The organism is Brachybacterium sp. Marseille-Q7125 (assembly GCF_023062615.1).
Taxonomy (GTDB): domain Bacteria; phylum Actinomycetota; class Actinomycetes; order Actinomycetales; family Dermabacteraceae; genus Brachybacterium.
The window spans coordinates 74777-88115 of the sequence record NZ_JALLAL010000005.1 but is presented as its reverse complement, the minus strand read 5'-3'; the positions used below and the strand labels follow the sequence as shown (position 1 = coordinate 88115).

The window sequence follows — 13339 nt, the reverse complement described above, 5'->3', positions numbered from 1 at the left end:
GGGCGGGGATGCCCGGGATCAGGAGGTGGGGAAGACCTTCTGCCGGGCGGTCTCCTCACGCACATCGGGCACCTGGTCCAGCAGGGAGATCCGCCCGGTGTCGCGGGCACGGAAATCAGCGAACATGCGGGTGAGATCCGGGGCACCGAACTCGTCGCGCACGGGCGCGGGGACGGTGAGCATGAGCCCCACCGCGATGCCGAGCACAAGGGCGAGCCCCCCGGTGACCAGGCCCGCCCCGATCGCCATGGCCAGAGAGTTGACGATGACGGCGAGGAAGCCGATGACGGTGAGCACCAGCCCGGCCACGACCCCGCTTGCGCGCGCGGAGACCGCCGGGCGGGTCAGCAGGGCGGAGCGCCCGAACAGGGACACCACCACGAAGCACACGCACACCACGGCATCGATGAGGTGGATGACCGGTCCGCCGGGGGCCTGCCCCGAGGGGCCGAGCGCCACGATCGCGGCGATGAGGTGCCACAGCATGGCGGCGCCGTGCATGAGGATGCTGAACTCGAAGGCCCGCACGGTGAACACGAGCCAGTCGGTGCGGCGGAACGACACCGGCATCGAGCGGACGAAGGAGCGGGAGATCATCACGCCGAAGGCGGCGAACAGGAACGGCAGCCACACGAAGGAGCTGGCGGCCGAACCGGGGGCGGCGAAGTGCAGGCCCAGGGTGCTGTCGGCGAGCGACAGGATCACCAGCCCCGCGACCGCGGCAGCGGAGAACACGTACCAGGTCCGCTCCCGGCGCAGCCCGGAGACCAGCACGATGCCCAGCAGCAGCACCGAGATCATGGTGTGCGCGAAGGTCATGAGGGAGTAGCCCCAGCCGGTGGTGAACAGGCGGCCGATGATCATCACGAGCGCCAGCAGCGCCCACACCGCGGCGGCTCCGGCGATGACGAGCAGCACTGTCCGCGAGGCCCGCAGGGCGCGCGGCCGCGGCAGGTAGCCGCCGTGGGCGCGGGGTTCGAAGCCCACGATTCCGCCCAGCAGCACCAGGCTCACGCCTACCCCGATGCCGACGGGCGGGCCGTCGGGCAGGGATGCGAACAGCAGCGGCAGGGAGGTCACCAGGTCCGCGACCAGCGCCGCGGCGGGCACCAGGAGGGCTGGTAGCATCCCGCCGATTCGCAGCACCCGGATCAGCCCCAGCGGCGGATGATCGGGGATCCAGCGCAGCGCGTGGACGATGAGGATCGCGGCGATGCCTACCCCGATCGCGAGCTTCCCCGCCAGTTCCAGCACCGGCACTTCCGCGACGGTGAAGGTCGTGGTGAGCGCCGCCGCGAAGCTCACCAGGGCCAGCAGATCCCGCAGCGCATCGAACAGGCCCAGGTCCTTGAACCGTTCGGGCATCTGGAAACCGCCGATGGCGGAGCCGTCCTCGTCCTCGGCGTTCGGGGTGGTGCCGGAGCGGGCGTAGCTCACCGGATGCGCCCCCGAGGCGGACGGGGCATCCGGGTCCGGCTCAGCCGTCGGCACCCGTTCCAGGGGGGCCGACGGGTCCGTGATCACCGGGATCTGGTCGGTGTGGGTATCGGGCTGCGCATCCTGCTCCTGGTGCGTCTCGGGCGCGGGCGGCAGGGCGGGGCGGGCTCCGCGGCGGGCCAGCAGCTGGGAGGCGTAGCTCTCGAACTCGGCGGGGTCCGGAAGGGTCTCGGTGGGCATGCTGTGCGGATCATCGACCGCGAAGATCCAATCCGCGTCGCGGCCACGGTCCGGGCGCGGATGCGAATCCATCGACCACTTCTCCTGGGGTGAGACGCCTAGTGCTCTCGCATCTTAGGGAGCGCACGCACGCCAGACCGGTCGGCACGCCGGTCAGCGCCGACGTGCGATCCAGCACTCAGCGTGCGGTGGGGAACATCCGGGCGCGCGCATCGGAGGAATCCATCACCTGCTTGCCGAAGGGGAAGCACGTGACGGGAATGAGCTTGAGGTTCGCCCAGGCCATGGGGATGCCGATGATCGTCACCGCCTGCGCAAGGGCGGTGGCCACATGCGCGAGGGCGAGCCACCACCCGGCGATGACGAACCAGATGACATTGCCGATCGCGCTCGCGGCACCGCCGCGGCCGGTGTCCACAACCTCCCGACCGAAGGGCCAGATCACGAAGCCGGCGATGCGGAAGGACGCCAGACCGAAGGGGATCGTGACGATGAGCAGGCACGCGAGCGCACCGGCGATCAGGTACCCGAGGAAGAGGGACCAGCCCGCGGTGAGCAGCCAGATGATGTTCAGGATCAGGGTGAGGATGCTTCTCATGCACCAACCCTAGGCGCCGCGTCGGAGCGACGGCCACTACCCTGGGCGCATGCCTGCCCTCGAGACCGCGCTCGCCGAGCGCTTTCAGTCCGCTTTCGCCGCCGCCTTCGGGCCCGAGTACGCCGATGCGGACCCCATCATCCGTCCCTCCCAGTTCGCGGACTTCCAGTGCAATGCCGCGATGGGCCTGGCCAAACGCCTGGGGCGCAAACCCCGCGATATCGCCGCGGACATCGTCGCCCACCTGGACCTCGAGGGCATCGCCGACCCCCCGGAGATCGCCGGACCCGGCTTCCTGAACATCGACCTGACGACCGCGTGGATCGCGGAGCGCACCGCGGAGATGGCCGCCGGGGGGACCCTCGGCATCACCACCCCACAGCAGCCCCGGCGGGTGGTGGTCGACTATTCGGCGCCGAACGTCGCCAAGGAGATGCACGTCGGCCATCTGCGCACCACCGTGGTGGGCGATGCGATCGTGCGCACCCTCGAGCAGCTGGGTCACACCCCGGTGCGGCAGAACCACATCGGCGACTGGGGCACCCCCTTCGGGATGCTCATCGAGCATCTGCTGGAGGTCGGTGAGGACAGCGCCGAGGCGGATCTGCTGCGCACCAACCCCAATGCCTTCTACCAGGCGGCGAATGCGAAGTTCACCACCGATGAGGATTTCGCGGCCCGGGCCCGGCAGCGGGTGGCGACCCTGCAGGGCGGGGATGCGCCGACCCTGCGGATCTGGTCGCAGCTGGTGGAGCTGTCCAAGGGCTATTTCCACCGCATCTACGACATGCTCGATGTGACCCTGACCGACGCGGACCTTGCCGGGGAGTCGACCTACAACGACGCCCTCGCGGCGGTGTGCGATGACCTCGAGGCCGCGGGGATCGCGCGGATCTCCGACGGGGCGCTGTGCGTGTTCCCGGAGGGCTTCACCGGGCGGGACGGGGCGCCGCTGCCGCTGATCATCCGCAAGTCCGATGGCGGGTACGGCTACGCCACGACGGACCTCGCGGCGATCCGCCACCGCGTGCGGACGCTGCAGGCGGACCGCATCGCCTACGTGGTGGGCGCCGCGCAGCAGCTGCACTTCCAGATGGTGTTCGCCACCGCCCGCGAAGCTGGCTGGCTGCCGGAGGAGGTCCAGGCCGAGCACGTGAAGATCGGCTCGGTCCTTGGCGAGGACGGGAAGATCCTGCGCACCCGCTCCGGCTCGAGCCTGCGCCTCATGGCGCTGCTCGAGGAAGCGGTCACCAAGGCCCGGGGCGTGATCGACGAGCTGCGCGGGGACCTGCCGGAGGAGGAGCGCGCACAGATCGCCTGGCAGATCGGCATCGGCGGGGTGAAGTACGCGGACCTGTCCACCGCCCACGACTCCGACTATGTCTTCGACCTGGACCGCATGCTCGCCCTGACCGGGAACACCGCCCCGTACCTGCAGTACGCGGTGGCGCGCATCCGCTCGATCCAGCGCAAGGCGCAGGCCCAGGGCATCGATGCCGGGGAGACTCCGCGGGTGGTGGACTCGGCGGAGCGGGCGCTCGCGCTCGCGCTGCTGGACTTCGCGCCCACGCTCGAGACCGTCGGCACCGAGTATGAGCCGCACCGGCTGTGCGCCTACCTGTTCACCCTCGCGCAGGCGTTCACAAGCTTCTACGAGGCCTCCCCCATCCTCAAGGAGTCCGATGCGCAGGTGCGGGCGGGACGGCTCGCTCTCGCGCGGCTGACTGAGCAGGTGCTCGTGGCGGGCCTGGGGGCTCTCGGCGTGAGCGCGCCCGAGCAGATGTGAGGGCAGATCTGAGGCGCGCCGCCCGGTTGTGACCGGGCTGTGACCGGGCCGTGACCGGTCCGGAACCTCGTAGCAGTGGTGCAGGTGAGCGCCAGTTCTTAGGCTGGACGGGTGCTCTCCCTGCGCTCCTTCAACCGCCTGATGTGGGGGCTGTATGTCCTCACGGCGGTGGTGCACATCGGTGCGCTTCTGCAGCAGGTCGATTCCCTCGCCCGCGCCTCCCAGCCGCTGTTCGCCCCGCTGCTGCTGGGGGCGCTGCTGACCGCGGTGCCGATGCGCTCGCGCACCGTGTCACTGCTGTCGCTGGGGCTGCTGTGCGCCTGGGCGGGAGACACCCTCGGGCAGGTGGGGCCGCAGCACATGCAGACCATTGCGGCGCTCGGCTTCCTCGGCGCGCTGACCTGCTACGCGCTCGCGCTGTGGCCGCTGTGGCTGCGCTCGCGCGACCCGCTGCGCATCATGCTCGCGATCCCCTACGGGGCGGTGGTGATCGCCCTGTTCGTGGCCTGCGCCGATGGTGCCGGGCCGCTGCTGCCGCTGGTGGTGCTGTACGCGGTGGCGCTGACGGCCATGGCGTTCCTGTCCGTCGGCGGCAATGGGTGGACGTGGATGGGCGGGACCCTGTTCCTGCTGTCCAGCTCCCTGCTGGGGATGGACTGGTTCCTGCCGGGCGCCTCGATCGCGTACAGCACGGAGCTGGTGATGCTCACCTACACGGTGGGGCACGGCCTGCTGATCGCGGGAATGATCCGCACCCTGCCGGGGCGGTCGGACGGGCGGCACTGCTCCTCGGGGGCGGCGCTGGTGATCGTCGAGCCGTGACTCAGCGGCCCAGGGCGCGGGCCACGAGCTCGGCGTGCTCGCGATGCAGCCGCTCGATGTCCTCGCCCTTGCGCGGCATCAGCTGCAGCCCCAGGCGCCCGCTCACCTCGCGGTAGGCGAGATCCGCGCCGTGCTCCTCAAGCTGCAGACGCGCCACCCGCACATCCGGCAGGAACAGATCCTTCAGCCCCACGCTGAGATGCAGCGGCGGCAGGCCCTCGAGGCTGCCGTTGATCGGCGAGAGATCTGGGTCCCCCAGCGGGGTCCGACGGGCGTAGCGGCGGGCGGCATCGTGCAGCAGACGGCGCTCATGCACCGGATCCACCCGGTCGGTCTCGGTGATCCCGGCGTTGGACAGCTCCAGGTCCAGCCAGGGGGAGATGACGATCAGGGCCGACGGGGCGGGCACGCCTGCCGTCTCGCGCAAGTGGCGGGCCACCACCATCGCCAGGCCCCCGCCGGAGTGCTGACCGGCGAGCACCCAGCCACACTCCGGCAGGCGGTCCTCGCGGGCGAGAGTCTCAATGACGGCCATGGCGTCATCGCGCGCCACGGGATGCTGATGGTCCGGGGCGTTGCGGTAGTCGACCATGAGGGCCGCGCAGTCCGCGGCCTCCGCCTGGCGGGACAGCCACGCCCAGTCGCTTGCGAAGGGCCCGGAAACGTACGCACCGCCGTGCAGGAACACGATCAAACCCCGGTCGGCGCGGTGACGGTCCAGCCACACAGTGCGGGTGCGGCCGATCATCTCCTGCTCGATCGCATGGGCTTTCTGCACGTGCCCGGGCGGGGTGGCGCGGCGAGCCTCCCGCAGCGCGGAGTGGCTGAGGGCGGCGGGGATCGGGATCCGTCGCACCGCCCGCACCCCGGTGGTCACGGCGTCGCGAACTCGACCCATCACTGCCTCCATTCCGCGGCCCGGCCGGCCGCCTCGCTCACAGTGCCGCCAGCCTAACGAACCCGCCTGGACACGGGCCCGATGCGCCCCGTGCGGGGCAGTACCCTGCTGGCATGCTGCTGGTCCTCGCCGCGATGCCCGAAGAATCCGCGCCGCTCGAAGCGCGCCTGGACGACCCTGCACCGCTCACCGTGCCCTTCACGACCGGAGTGCGGGCGGTGCGCGGCACCCTCGCGGGGACACCGGCCGCGGTGGTCACCACCGGCATCGGCATCGCCGCCGCGACCGCCGCGGCGACCTGGGCGATCCTCGAGCTGCGGCCGGAGGTTGCGGTCGCCGCCGGGTCCTGCGGGGGCCTCGCAGCCGATGTCGAGGTGGGCACGCTCATCATCGGCGAGTCCTTCACCTGGTCGATCGCCGATGCGACGGCCTTCGGCTACGCCCCCGGGCAGGTGCCGGGCGGGCCCGAGCGGCACACGAGCCCATCGGACCTCGTGGAGCGGGCGCGCCGCGCGGCGGTGGCCACCGGCGCAGCGCACCGCAGCGGGCTCATGCTCTCCGGGGATGCCTTCGTCACCGCACCGCTGGCCGCCCCGATGCGCGAGCGCTTCCCCGGGGCGCTCAGCGCCGATATGGAGACCACCGCGAGCGCCCGCACGTGCGCGGCGCTCGGGGTGCCGTTCACGGCTCTGCGCGCCGTCTCGGACCTGTGCGGACCGTCGGCCGGACAGCAGTTCCACCTCGAGCTGGATGTGGTCGCCGAGACGTCGGCGCGAGCCGTGGAGGAGCTGGCGCGAGTCCTCAGCGCGCAATAGCTTCCGCGTGATCTGTCTCGCGGAAATAGCCAGGGACACCGCGAGGGAACTACTGTGCTGGGGTCATCCCACGCCCTCCCCTCGAAAGAGGTTTTGTCGTGTCCGCTTCGTCACCGACGAGTGCACCCGCCACCTATTCGCTGTCGAAACCGGTCTTCTTCGTCTCGGCCGGGATCATCCTGCTCGCGCTCGCCTTCGCGCTGTTTTTACCGGATGCCTTCAACGATGCGATCTCCACGCTGAATTCCACCGTGGTCAGCTCGATCGGCTGGTACTACGTGCTGGCGGTCACGGCCTTCGTGGCGTTCGGGATCGTCCTGGCGCTCAGTCGCAAGGGCCAGATCAAGCTGGGCAAGGACGATGAGGAGCCCGAGTTCGGGCTGTTCTCCTGGTTCGCGATGCTGTTCGCCGCGGGCATGGGCATCGGCCTGGTGTTCTGGGGTGCGGCGGAGCCGCTGACCTTCTACGCCGGGCATGTGCCGCCGAATGCGGCGGGGCTCGACGATGCGGCGCGCGCCGAGCGGGCGCTCGGGCAGACCTTCCTGCACTGGGGCCTGCACGCCTGGGGCATCTACGTGGTCGTCGGCCTCGCCGTCGCGTATGCGGTGCATCGCCGCGGCCGCCCGGTCTCCATCCGCTGGGCTCTCGAGCCGGTGCTCGGCAAGCGCACCGACACCTGGATCGGCGACCTGGTGGACATCATCGCGCTCGTGGGCACCCTGTTCGGCATCGCCACCTCGCTGGGCTTCGGTGTGAACCAGATCGCCGCAGGCCTGGACCATCTGGGGCTGCTGCCCAACTCCACGGGCATCCAGGTCACCATCGTCATCGTGGTGACGGCGCTGGCCACCCTGTCGGCCGCCACGGGGGTGGACAAGGGCATCAAGATCCTCTCGAACCTGAACATGTCGCTGGCAGCGCTGCTGCTGGTGGCCGTGCTGATCCTGGGCCCCACCCTGTTCCTGCTGCGGGACCTGGTCTCCAACATCGGCTACTACCTGCAGAACCTCCTGCAGCTGTCCTTCCAGACCCTGCCGTTCCGCGGTGAGGAGGGTGCCAGCTGGATCAACGGCTGGACCACCTTCTACTGGGGCTGGTGGATCTCCTGGTCGCCGTTCGTGGGCGTGTTCATCGCCCGCATCTCCCGCGGCCGCACCGTGCGCGAGTTCATCGCCGGCGTGCTGCTGGTCCCCACCGCCGTGACCTTCGTGTGGTTCACCGTGATGGGCGGCACCGCTCTGTACAAGTCCGTGCTGGAGGGGGTGGACTTCACCGGCCCCGAGGGCGGCATCGACCCCAACACCGCACTGTTCGGCACCTTCGCGCAGCTGCCGGCCGGCACCCTGCTGTCCGGTATCGCGGTGGTGCTGGTGTCGATCTTCTTCATCACCAGCGCGGACTCCGGCGCCTTCGTGATGGACATGATCGCGCACAAGGGCGACCCGAACCCGCCGCGCATCACCCGGATCTTCTGGGCCTCCGCCTCCGGTGTCATCGCCGCGTCCCTGATCTGGGTGAGCTCCCTGTCCGGTGACGAGGAGGCCTCGGGGATGACCGCGCTGCAGTCCCTCGCGCTGCTGAGCGCCCTGCCGTTCTCGATCATCATGATCGGGATGTGCGTGTCGCTGTGGCGTTCGCTCTCACGCGAGGTGAAGGTCATCGAGCGGCTCGAGCTGCGGCTGCGTCAGCGCGAGTTCATGGAGCGCTACGAGGGGCAGATCGTCGAGACGATCTCCGACCAGGTGGATGCGCGCGTCGAGGAGCGCGTGGCCACCGAGGTGCAGGAGCAGCTGTCCACCATAACCGGCGAGATGCCGACGGTGACCGAGCGTCCGCGCCGCACCCCCTTCGGCCGCCGACGGGACTGACCCCGCCTCACGCCCGGTGCAGAACCTCCGTGCCCTCCACGAGGGCGCGGAGGTTCTGCGTAATGCGCTGATCGGCGCCGACGGGACGGCCGCCCGCGGCATGCGGGGTGATCAGCAGGCGCGGGGCCTGCCACAGCGGGTCATCCTCCGGCAGCGGTTCGGGGTCGGTGACATCCAGGGCCGCGCCGCCGAGCGTCCCGGCCTCGAGCGCCTCGCGCAGGGCGAGGGGGTCCACGGTGGTGCCGCGGCCGACGTTGAGCAGCAGCGCGTGATCCGGCAGCGCCTCCAGCACCGCGGCGTCGATCGCCTGGCTGGTCGCCTCCCCGCCGGGCAGGATGTCGATCAGCACATCGGTGCGCGGCAGCTCGCTCGCCACGTCCTCCTGCGCGATGACCGAGAAGCCGTCCCGCTCCCCCGCGCTGCGGGCCACGCCGCGCACCTCGGCGCCGAGAGCGGCCAGCAGCGGGGCGAGGGTGCGGGCGATCTCACCGAAACCCCAGATCAGCACACGCGCCCCGAGCAGGGTGGTGATCCGGCCCGCCGGATGCAGGGGCTGCAGCCCGCCGAGATCGCGTGACCAGTGCCCGCGCTCCTGCGCTGCGCGGGCTTCCGGCAGGCGCCGCACGAGCGCGAGCAGCAGCGCCAGGGTGTGCTCGCTGACGGTGGCCGAGTGCAGCCCGGCGCCGGTGGCGATGACGACGTCCTCCCGGAAACCGGCGGCGAGGATGCCCTCCACGCCGGCGGAGAGCGACTGCACCAGCCGCAGCGCGGGCAGATCCTCGGCGGCGGAGGTGAGATGGCGACGGGACGCGCCCCAGATGACGATGGCCTGCGCATCACGGTGCTCGGCGGGGATCGGCTCCCGCGCGTCGATGACCGCGGCGTTCCAGCCGTCCGGCAGCGTCGGGTCCAGGTCCAGAGTGTCGGGCAGCAGGATCTTCATGGGTTCAGCCTAGTAACCTGCCCGCATGGCACGAGAGATGCTTCAGGGGGCCGCGTCGGCACTGCGGGGGATCACGCGAGCCACCCGGCGACGTCTGCGTCGACAGGCCATCACCGCACCGCTGGACACCGGCGGGTTCCTGGGCGCCTCGGTCGCCGCCTGGATCTCCACCTCCCCCAGCCTGCTGCCGCGCACCTGGTGGATGTGGACGGCGAACATCGCGTTCTCGGAGATCTACGGGTACGCCACCGGCACCCTGGCGGGTGTGGCGATCCGACGGACCGGGCGCGCGATGGGGCTACGGGTGTCGATCGCCCCGGACCATCGGCAGCGGGCCCGTCTCGTGGGGGCGGCGGCGCTGCTGGGCATCACCGGGTACTCGTGGGTGCGCGGGGTGCTGCGACAGCGGGAGATCAGCCACCTGGTGCGGCAGGAGCCCAAGAACCTCGCCACGCATGTGGTGGGTACGGCCGGCGGGGTGGCCGCCTCCTTCGGGGCGCTCGGCGCGGCCCGCGCCACCCTCGCCACGGCCCGCTTCTACCGGGCGCTGCTGCGGCCCTACCTGCCGCCGCGCCTGGTGGGTGCGCTGTCCCTGCTGCTGACCGCGGCGACCGTCACCGTGGTGGTGGATCGGCTGATCCGCGGACGGCTGCTGGAGCGGATGATCGAGCAGGCGGAGGCCGCGAACCAGCTGATCTCCCCCGGGGTTCCGCGGCCCACCTCACCGCTGCGCTCGGGCGGCCCGCAGTCCCTCGAGACCTGGCAGTCCCTCGGCGCGGCGGGTCGCAAGATCGTCTCCGGCGGGGCGGATCGGGAGCTCATCGAACAGGCGACGGGCGCCCCGGCGCGCGAGCCGATCCGCGTGTACGCCGCCCGCAGCTCCCGGCGCAGCCTCGAGGACACCGTGGAGGCGGTGCTCGCCGAGCTGGACCGCACGGGAGCGTGGGAGCGAGAGGTGCTGGTGCTGTTCACCGGGACCGGCACCGGGTGGCTACAGGAATGGTCGCTCTCGGCGATCGAGTTCCTCACCGGCGGCAACTGCGCGACCGCCTCCATCCAGTACTCCTACTACCCCAGCCCCTTGTCATACCTGGCCGACCGGCGCTCCCCGCAGCAGGCCGGGCGCCTGCTGCACCAGGCGGTGCGGCGGCGCCTGCTCGCCCTGCCGGAGGGTCAGCGGCCGCGGCTGTTCGTGGCCGGGGAATCACTGGGCTCCTTCGGGGGGCAGGCCGCGTTTCGAGACGTCCCGGAGATGCTGCGCAGCGTCGACGGGGCGGTGTGGACCGGCACGCCGAGCTTCACGCCGCTGTGGGAGCAGATCACCGCGCGGGCCCGGCCCGGCTCCCCCGCCATCGCGCCGATCATCGACGATGGCCGGCACATCCGCGTGGTCACCCGCCCGCGGGACCTCGAGCGCACCTACTGGGGTGGGCTGTATGCGCCGTGGGAGCATCCGCGGGTGGTGTACGCGCAGCATCCCTCGGATCCGGTGGTGTGGTTCGACCCCTCGCTGCTGTGGCGCGAACCGCGCTGGCTGCAGGAGCGCGCCGGGCATGACGTCACCCCGGCGATGCGCTGGTTCCCGTGGATCACGTTCTGGCAGATCGCCGCGGATATGCCGCTGTCAAGCGCGGTGACCGGCGGGCACGGCCACTCCTACCACGAGGAGATGGTGCCGATCTGGGCGGCGGTGCTGGGTCAGGAGGCGGCGGAGGGAGCCGAGGGGCCGACGGCGCTCGAGCAGCGGCGGCGGCACCGGCGGATCATCACGGCGATCCGCAGCATCCACCCCGTGAGCTGAGGCTCAGGGGTTCGGGCCCGTGGCCACCGGCCGGTCAGGGTCCGCGCTCCACTGCGACCAGGAGCCGGGGAACAGCCGCGGCGGCTGGAACCCGGCGGCCTCGAGGGCCAGCAGATTGTGGGTGGCGGTGACGCCGGAGCCACAGTAGACGATGACCTCGCCGTCCTCCGGCACCCCGGCGGCGATGAAGCGTTCGCGCAGCCGCGGGGCGGGCCAGAAGCGTCCCTGCTCATCGGTGTTGCCGGTGAAGGGCAGGTTGATCGCCCCGGGCACGTGGCCGGCCCGCGGGTCCATCGGCTCGCTCTCACCGCGGTAGCGCTCCGGGGCGCGTGCATCGATGACCAGCGCCTTTCCGGCGGCGACGTCATCGGCGCTGGCGATCCGCTCGGCCGGCCAGGCGCGGGCGGGCACATCCCCGGGCTCGACCTGCACCGGTCCGGTCTCGAGCGGCCCGTCCCAGGCGGCCATGCCACCGGAGAGCAGCGCGGCATCCTGCCCGAGGGCCCGCAGCATCCACACCAGGCGGGCGGCCTGCGACCCGTCGGTGTCGTCATAGGCGATGACCGTGGTGTGGGTACTGATGCCCGCTGCGCGCAGCACGGCGGCAAAGTCCTCCGGCTCCGGCAGCGGATGCCGACCGGCCGCGGGGCGCGCGAGGGCAGCGAGCTGGGTGGGCAGATCGATGTACACCGCGCCGGGCAGGTGCCCTTCGAGGTACGTGTGCTCGCCCTTGGAGCCGTCGAGCGCCCAGCGCACATCCAGCAGCCGCACGTCGGGGCGTTCCAGCAGGGCGGGCAGCTGTTCGCCGTCGATCAGCGGGGGCAGCGGCACGGCGGCCACCCCGGAGGTCATTCCTTGACCTGCAGGTCCACCCGCACGAGGCGGTGGTCGGAGGTGGGGAAGGGGTGGGTGCCGGTCAGCTCGCTGCCGGGAGCGCCCTGCCGCGGCCAGAACACGCCGGAGGAGGCCACCTGCAGGGTCTTCGCCGGCAGGACATAGTCCACGCGCAGGTTGCCGGGCCGCGGGTCATCGCCGAAGTCCGCCGTGTCGAAGCGGGCCTTGGAGCGGTGCTCATCGTTCGCACCGCCCTGCTCGCGGGCCGCCTCGACGGCGCCGTCGCTGGTCGGCTGCGGGTCCTGGATGCGCGGGTGCGTCAGCAGCTGGTCGATCGCCCCAGGCCAGGAGTCCCCGTCGTGCGGATCGGAGTTGTAGTCGCCGAGGATGACGAAGGGCTCGCTGGGGTGCAGGCCCCCGCGCACACCCGCATCGTCGACGATCCAGTGGGAGCGGCGACCGGGGCTGAGGTAGTCCGCCCACAGGCGGATCTCGTCATAGTTGCGGCGCTGATTGCGCTTCTCCGGGCCGTCGAAGCTCGGCGGGGTGGGGTGGGCGGTCAGCACATGCAGCACGGTCGAGCCCACCTGCACCGGCACGTCCCAGTGGGACTTGGAGCTGAGCCGCAGCTGCGCGGTGATCTCAGGGCCGTAGAACTCCGCGGGCAGCAGGCTCGAGGGCATGTCCGCCCAGCGCAGGTTCTGGAAGGTGCGCACCTGCTCGGTGAGGATCGGCAGGCGCGAGAGCACCACCATGCCGTACTGGCCGGGGAACTCGCCGAAGCCCCAGGCGTCATCGGGCCCACCGACGGTGCCGTCGCGGTTCAGGTCCAGTCCCGAGGGCACCCCGGTGTTCACCGGTGCGGTGAAGGCGTAGGGGTAGTGGACGGGGCTCTTGCCGTGCTGCGAGACCTCGAGGTACTTCTCGCGCAGCAGATCCACGGCGCGCCCGGCGTCATCGTGGTCCACCTCGTTCAGGAGGATGATGTCGGGGTTGTTGATCTGGATGACTTCGGCGATCGCGGCGATCTGCGCATCGGTGCCGGAGGCCAGGTCCTCCAGCAGCTTGCCCTCCTCGGGGCGGTTGAGGGACACGTTGTAGGTGGCCACGCGCACGGTGGTGAAGCGTCCGGAGCGCCGCCCCGGCGCGGGGGCGGCGTGCGCGGCAGTGGGCAGTCCCAGTCCCGCGGCAGCGGCGGCGGCGATCGCGGAGCGACGGGTCACTCGTGGAGTCATGGGCCCCACGGTACGCCTCTGCGGCCGCCGATGAGAAGACCGTGTGCTCCCGGTGGACAGCT

The 13339-nt window shown here is 71.3% G+C and carries 11 protein-coding genes; 5 read left to right on the top strand and 6 right to left on the bottom strand.

All coding sequences use genetic code 11. The features are described from left to right. Window positions 1-18: 18 nt before the first annotated feature. Together MU407_RS02785 and MU407_RS02780 are read right to left on the bottom strand one after the other, a co-directional pair. Window positions 19-1749: a hypothetical protein gene (locus tag MU407_RS02785; RefSeq protein ID WP_246955134.1), complete on the bottom strand. Its 1731-nt coding sequence runs from the start codon at window positions 1747-1749 to the stop codon at window positions 19-21. Window positions 1750-1855: 106 nt separating this feature from the next. Beyond that, on the bottom strand, window positions 1856-2275 hold the full coding sequence (locus MU407_RS02780; protein ID WP_102236786.1) for a YccF domain-containing protein: 420 nt from the start codon (window positions 2273-2275) through the stop codon (window positions 1856-1858). 49 nt (window positions 2276-2324) lie between these two features. Here MU407_RS02780 and argS point away from each other — a divergent pair, with 49 nt between their 5' ends. Continuing rightward, window positions 2325-4061: an arginine--tRNA ligase gene (argS, locus tag MU407_RS02775; protein WP_102236785.1), complete on the top strand. Its 1737-nt coding sequence runs from the start codon at window positions 2325-2327 to the stop codon at window positions 4059-4061. 111 nt (window positions 4062-4172) lie between these two features. Continuing rightward, entirely contained in the window at window positions 4173-4883 is a 711-nt protein-coding gene (locus MU407_RS02770) for a lysoplasmalogenase family protein (protein ID WP_246955132.1), read from the top strand. 1 nt (window position 4884) lies between these two features. Here the strand turns inward: MU407_RS02770 and MU407_RS02765 are convergent, their stop codons facing one another. Further along, the gene (locus tag MU407_RS02765) at window positions 4885-5781 is read right to left on the bottom strand and encodes an alpha/beta hydrolase fold domain-containing protein (protein ID WP_246955129.1); all 897 of its coding nucleotides are present in this window, start codon (window positions 5779-5781) and stop codon (window positions 4885-4887) included. A 113-nt stretch (window positions 5782-5894) separates the two neighbouring features. Between MU407_RS02765 and mtnN the strand changes: the two genes are divergently transcribed. Next, the gene (gene mtnN / locus MU407_RS02760) at window positions 5895-6596 is read left to right on the top strand and encodes a 5'-methylthioadenosine/S-adenosylhomocysteine nucleosidase (RefSeq protein WP_246955126.1); all 702 of its coding nucleotides are present in this window, start codon (window positions 5895-5897) and stop codon (window positions 6594-6596) included. Window positions 6597-6694: 98 nt separating this feature from the next. After that, window positions 6695-8464 (top strand): BCCT family transporter, encoded by a 1770-nt coding sequence (locus MU407_RS02755; protein WP_246955123.1) that lies wholly within the window; start codon window positions 6695-6697, stop codon window positions 8462-8464. A 7-nt stretch (window positions 8465-8471) separates the two neighbouring features. On the opposite strand, the gene MU407_RS02750 is transcribed toward MU407_RS02755, so the two are convergent. Continuing rightward, complete coding sequence (locus MU407_RS02750; RefSeq protein WP_246955121.1) at window positions 8472-9407, bottom strand: NAD(P)-dependent oxidoreductase; 936 nt, start codon at window positions 9405-9407, stop codon at window positions 8472-8474. Window positions 9408-9432: 25 nt separating this feature from the next. Here MU407_RS02750 and MU407_RS02745 point away from each other — a divergent pair, with 25 nt between their 5' ends. Next, on the top strand, window positions 9433-11208 hold the full coding sequence (locus MU407_RS02745; RefSeq protein WP_246955119.1) for an alpha/beta-hydrolase family protein: 1776 nt from the start codon (window positions 9433-9435) through the stop codon (window positions 11206-11208). Window positions 11209-11211: 3 nt separating this feature from the next. Here MU407_RS02745 and MU407_RS02740 read toward each other — a convergent pair whose 3' ends face one another. Beyond that, entirely contained in the window at window positions 11212-12060 is an 849-nt protein-coding gene (locus MU407_RS02740; protein WP_246955117.1) for a sulfurtransferase, read from the bottom strand. After that, entirely contained in the window at window positions 12057-13277 is a 1221-nt protein-coding gene (locus tag MU407_RS02735) for an endonuclease/exonuclease/phosphatase family protein (protein WP_102236777.1), read from the bottom strand. The genes MU407_RS02740 and MU407_RS02735 overlap by 4 nt, the downstream gene beginning before the upstream one ends. Between the last annotated feature and the right edge of the window lie 62 nt (window positions 13278-13339).

Bases quoted from the DNA above. Each gene is read 5' to 3' on its own strand.
- MU407_RS02745 (WP_246955119.1), top strand. From the start codon at position 9,433: ATGGCACGAGAGATGCTTCAGGGGGCCGCGTCGGCACTGCGGGGGATC.
- MU407_RS02740 (WP_246955117.1), bottom strand. From the start codon at position 12,060: ATGACCTCCGGGGTGGCCGCCGTGCCGCTGCCCCCGCTGATCGACGGC.
- MU407_RS02750 (WP_246955121.1), bottom strand. From the start codon at position 9,407: ATGAAGATCCTGCTGCCCGACACTCTGGACCTGGACCCGACGCTGCCG.
- MU407_RS02765 (WP_246955129.1), bottom strand. From the start codon at position 5,781: ATGGGTCGAGTTCGCGACGCCGTGACCACCGGGGTGCGGGCGGTGCGA.
- MU407_RS02780 (WP_102236786.1), bottom strand. From the start codon at position 2,275: ATGAGAAGCATCCTCACCCTGATCCTGAACATCATCTGGCTGCTCACC.
- MU407_RS02785 (WP_246955134.1), bottom strand. From the start codon at position 1,749: ATGGATTCGCATCCGCGCCCGGACCGTGGCCGCGACGCGGATTGGATC.
- MU407_RS02735 (WP_102236777.1), bottom strand. From the start codon at position 13,277: ATGACTCCACGAGTGACCCGTCGCTCCGCGATCGCCGCCGCCGCTGCC.
- mtnN (WP_246955126.1), top strand. From the start codon at position 5,895: ATGCTGCTGGTCCTCGCCGCGATGCCCGAAGAATCCGCGCCGCTCGAA.
- argS (WP_102236785.1), top strand. From the start codon at position 2,325: ATGCCTGCCCTCGAGACCGCGCTCGCCGAGCGCTTTCAGTCCGCTTTC.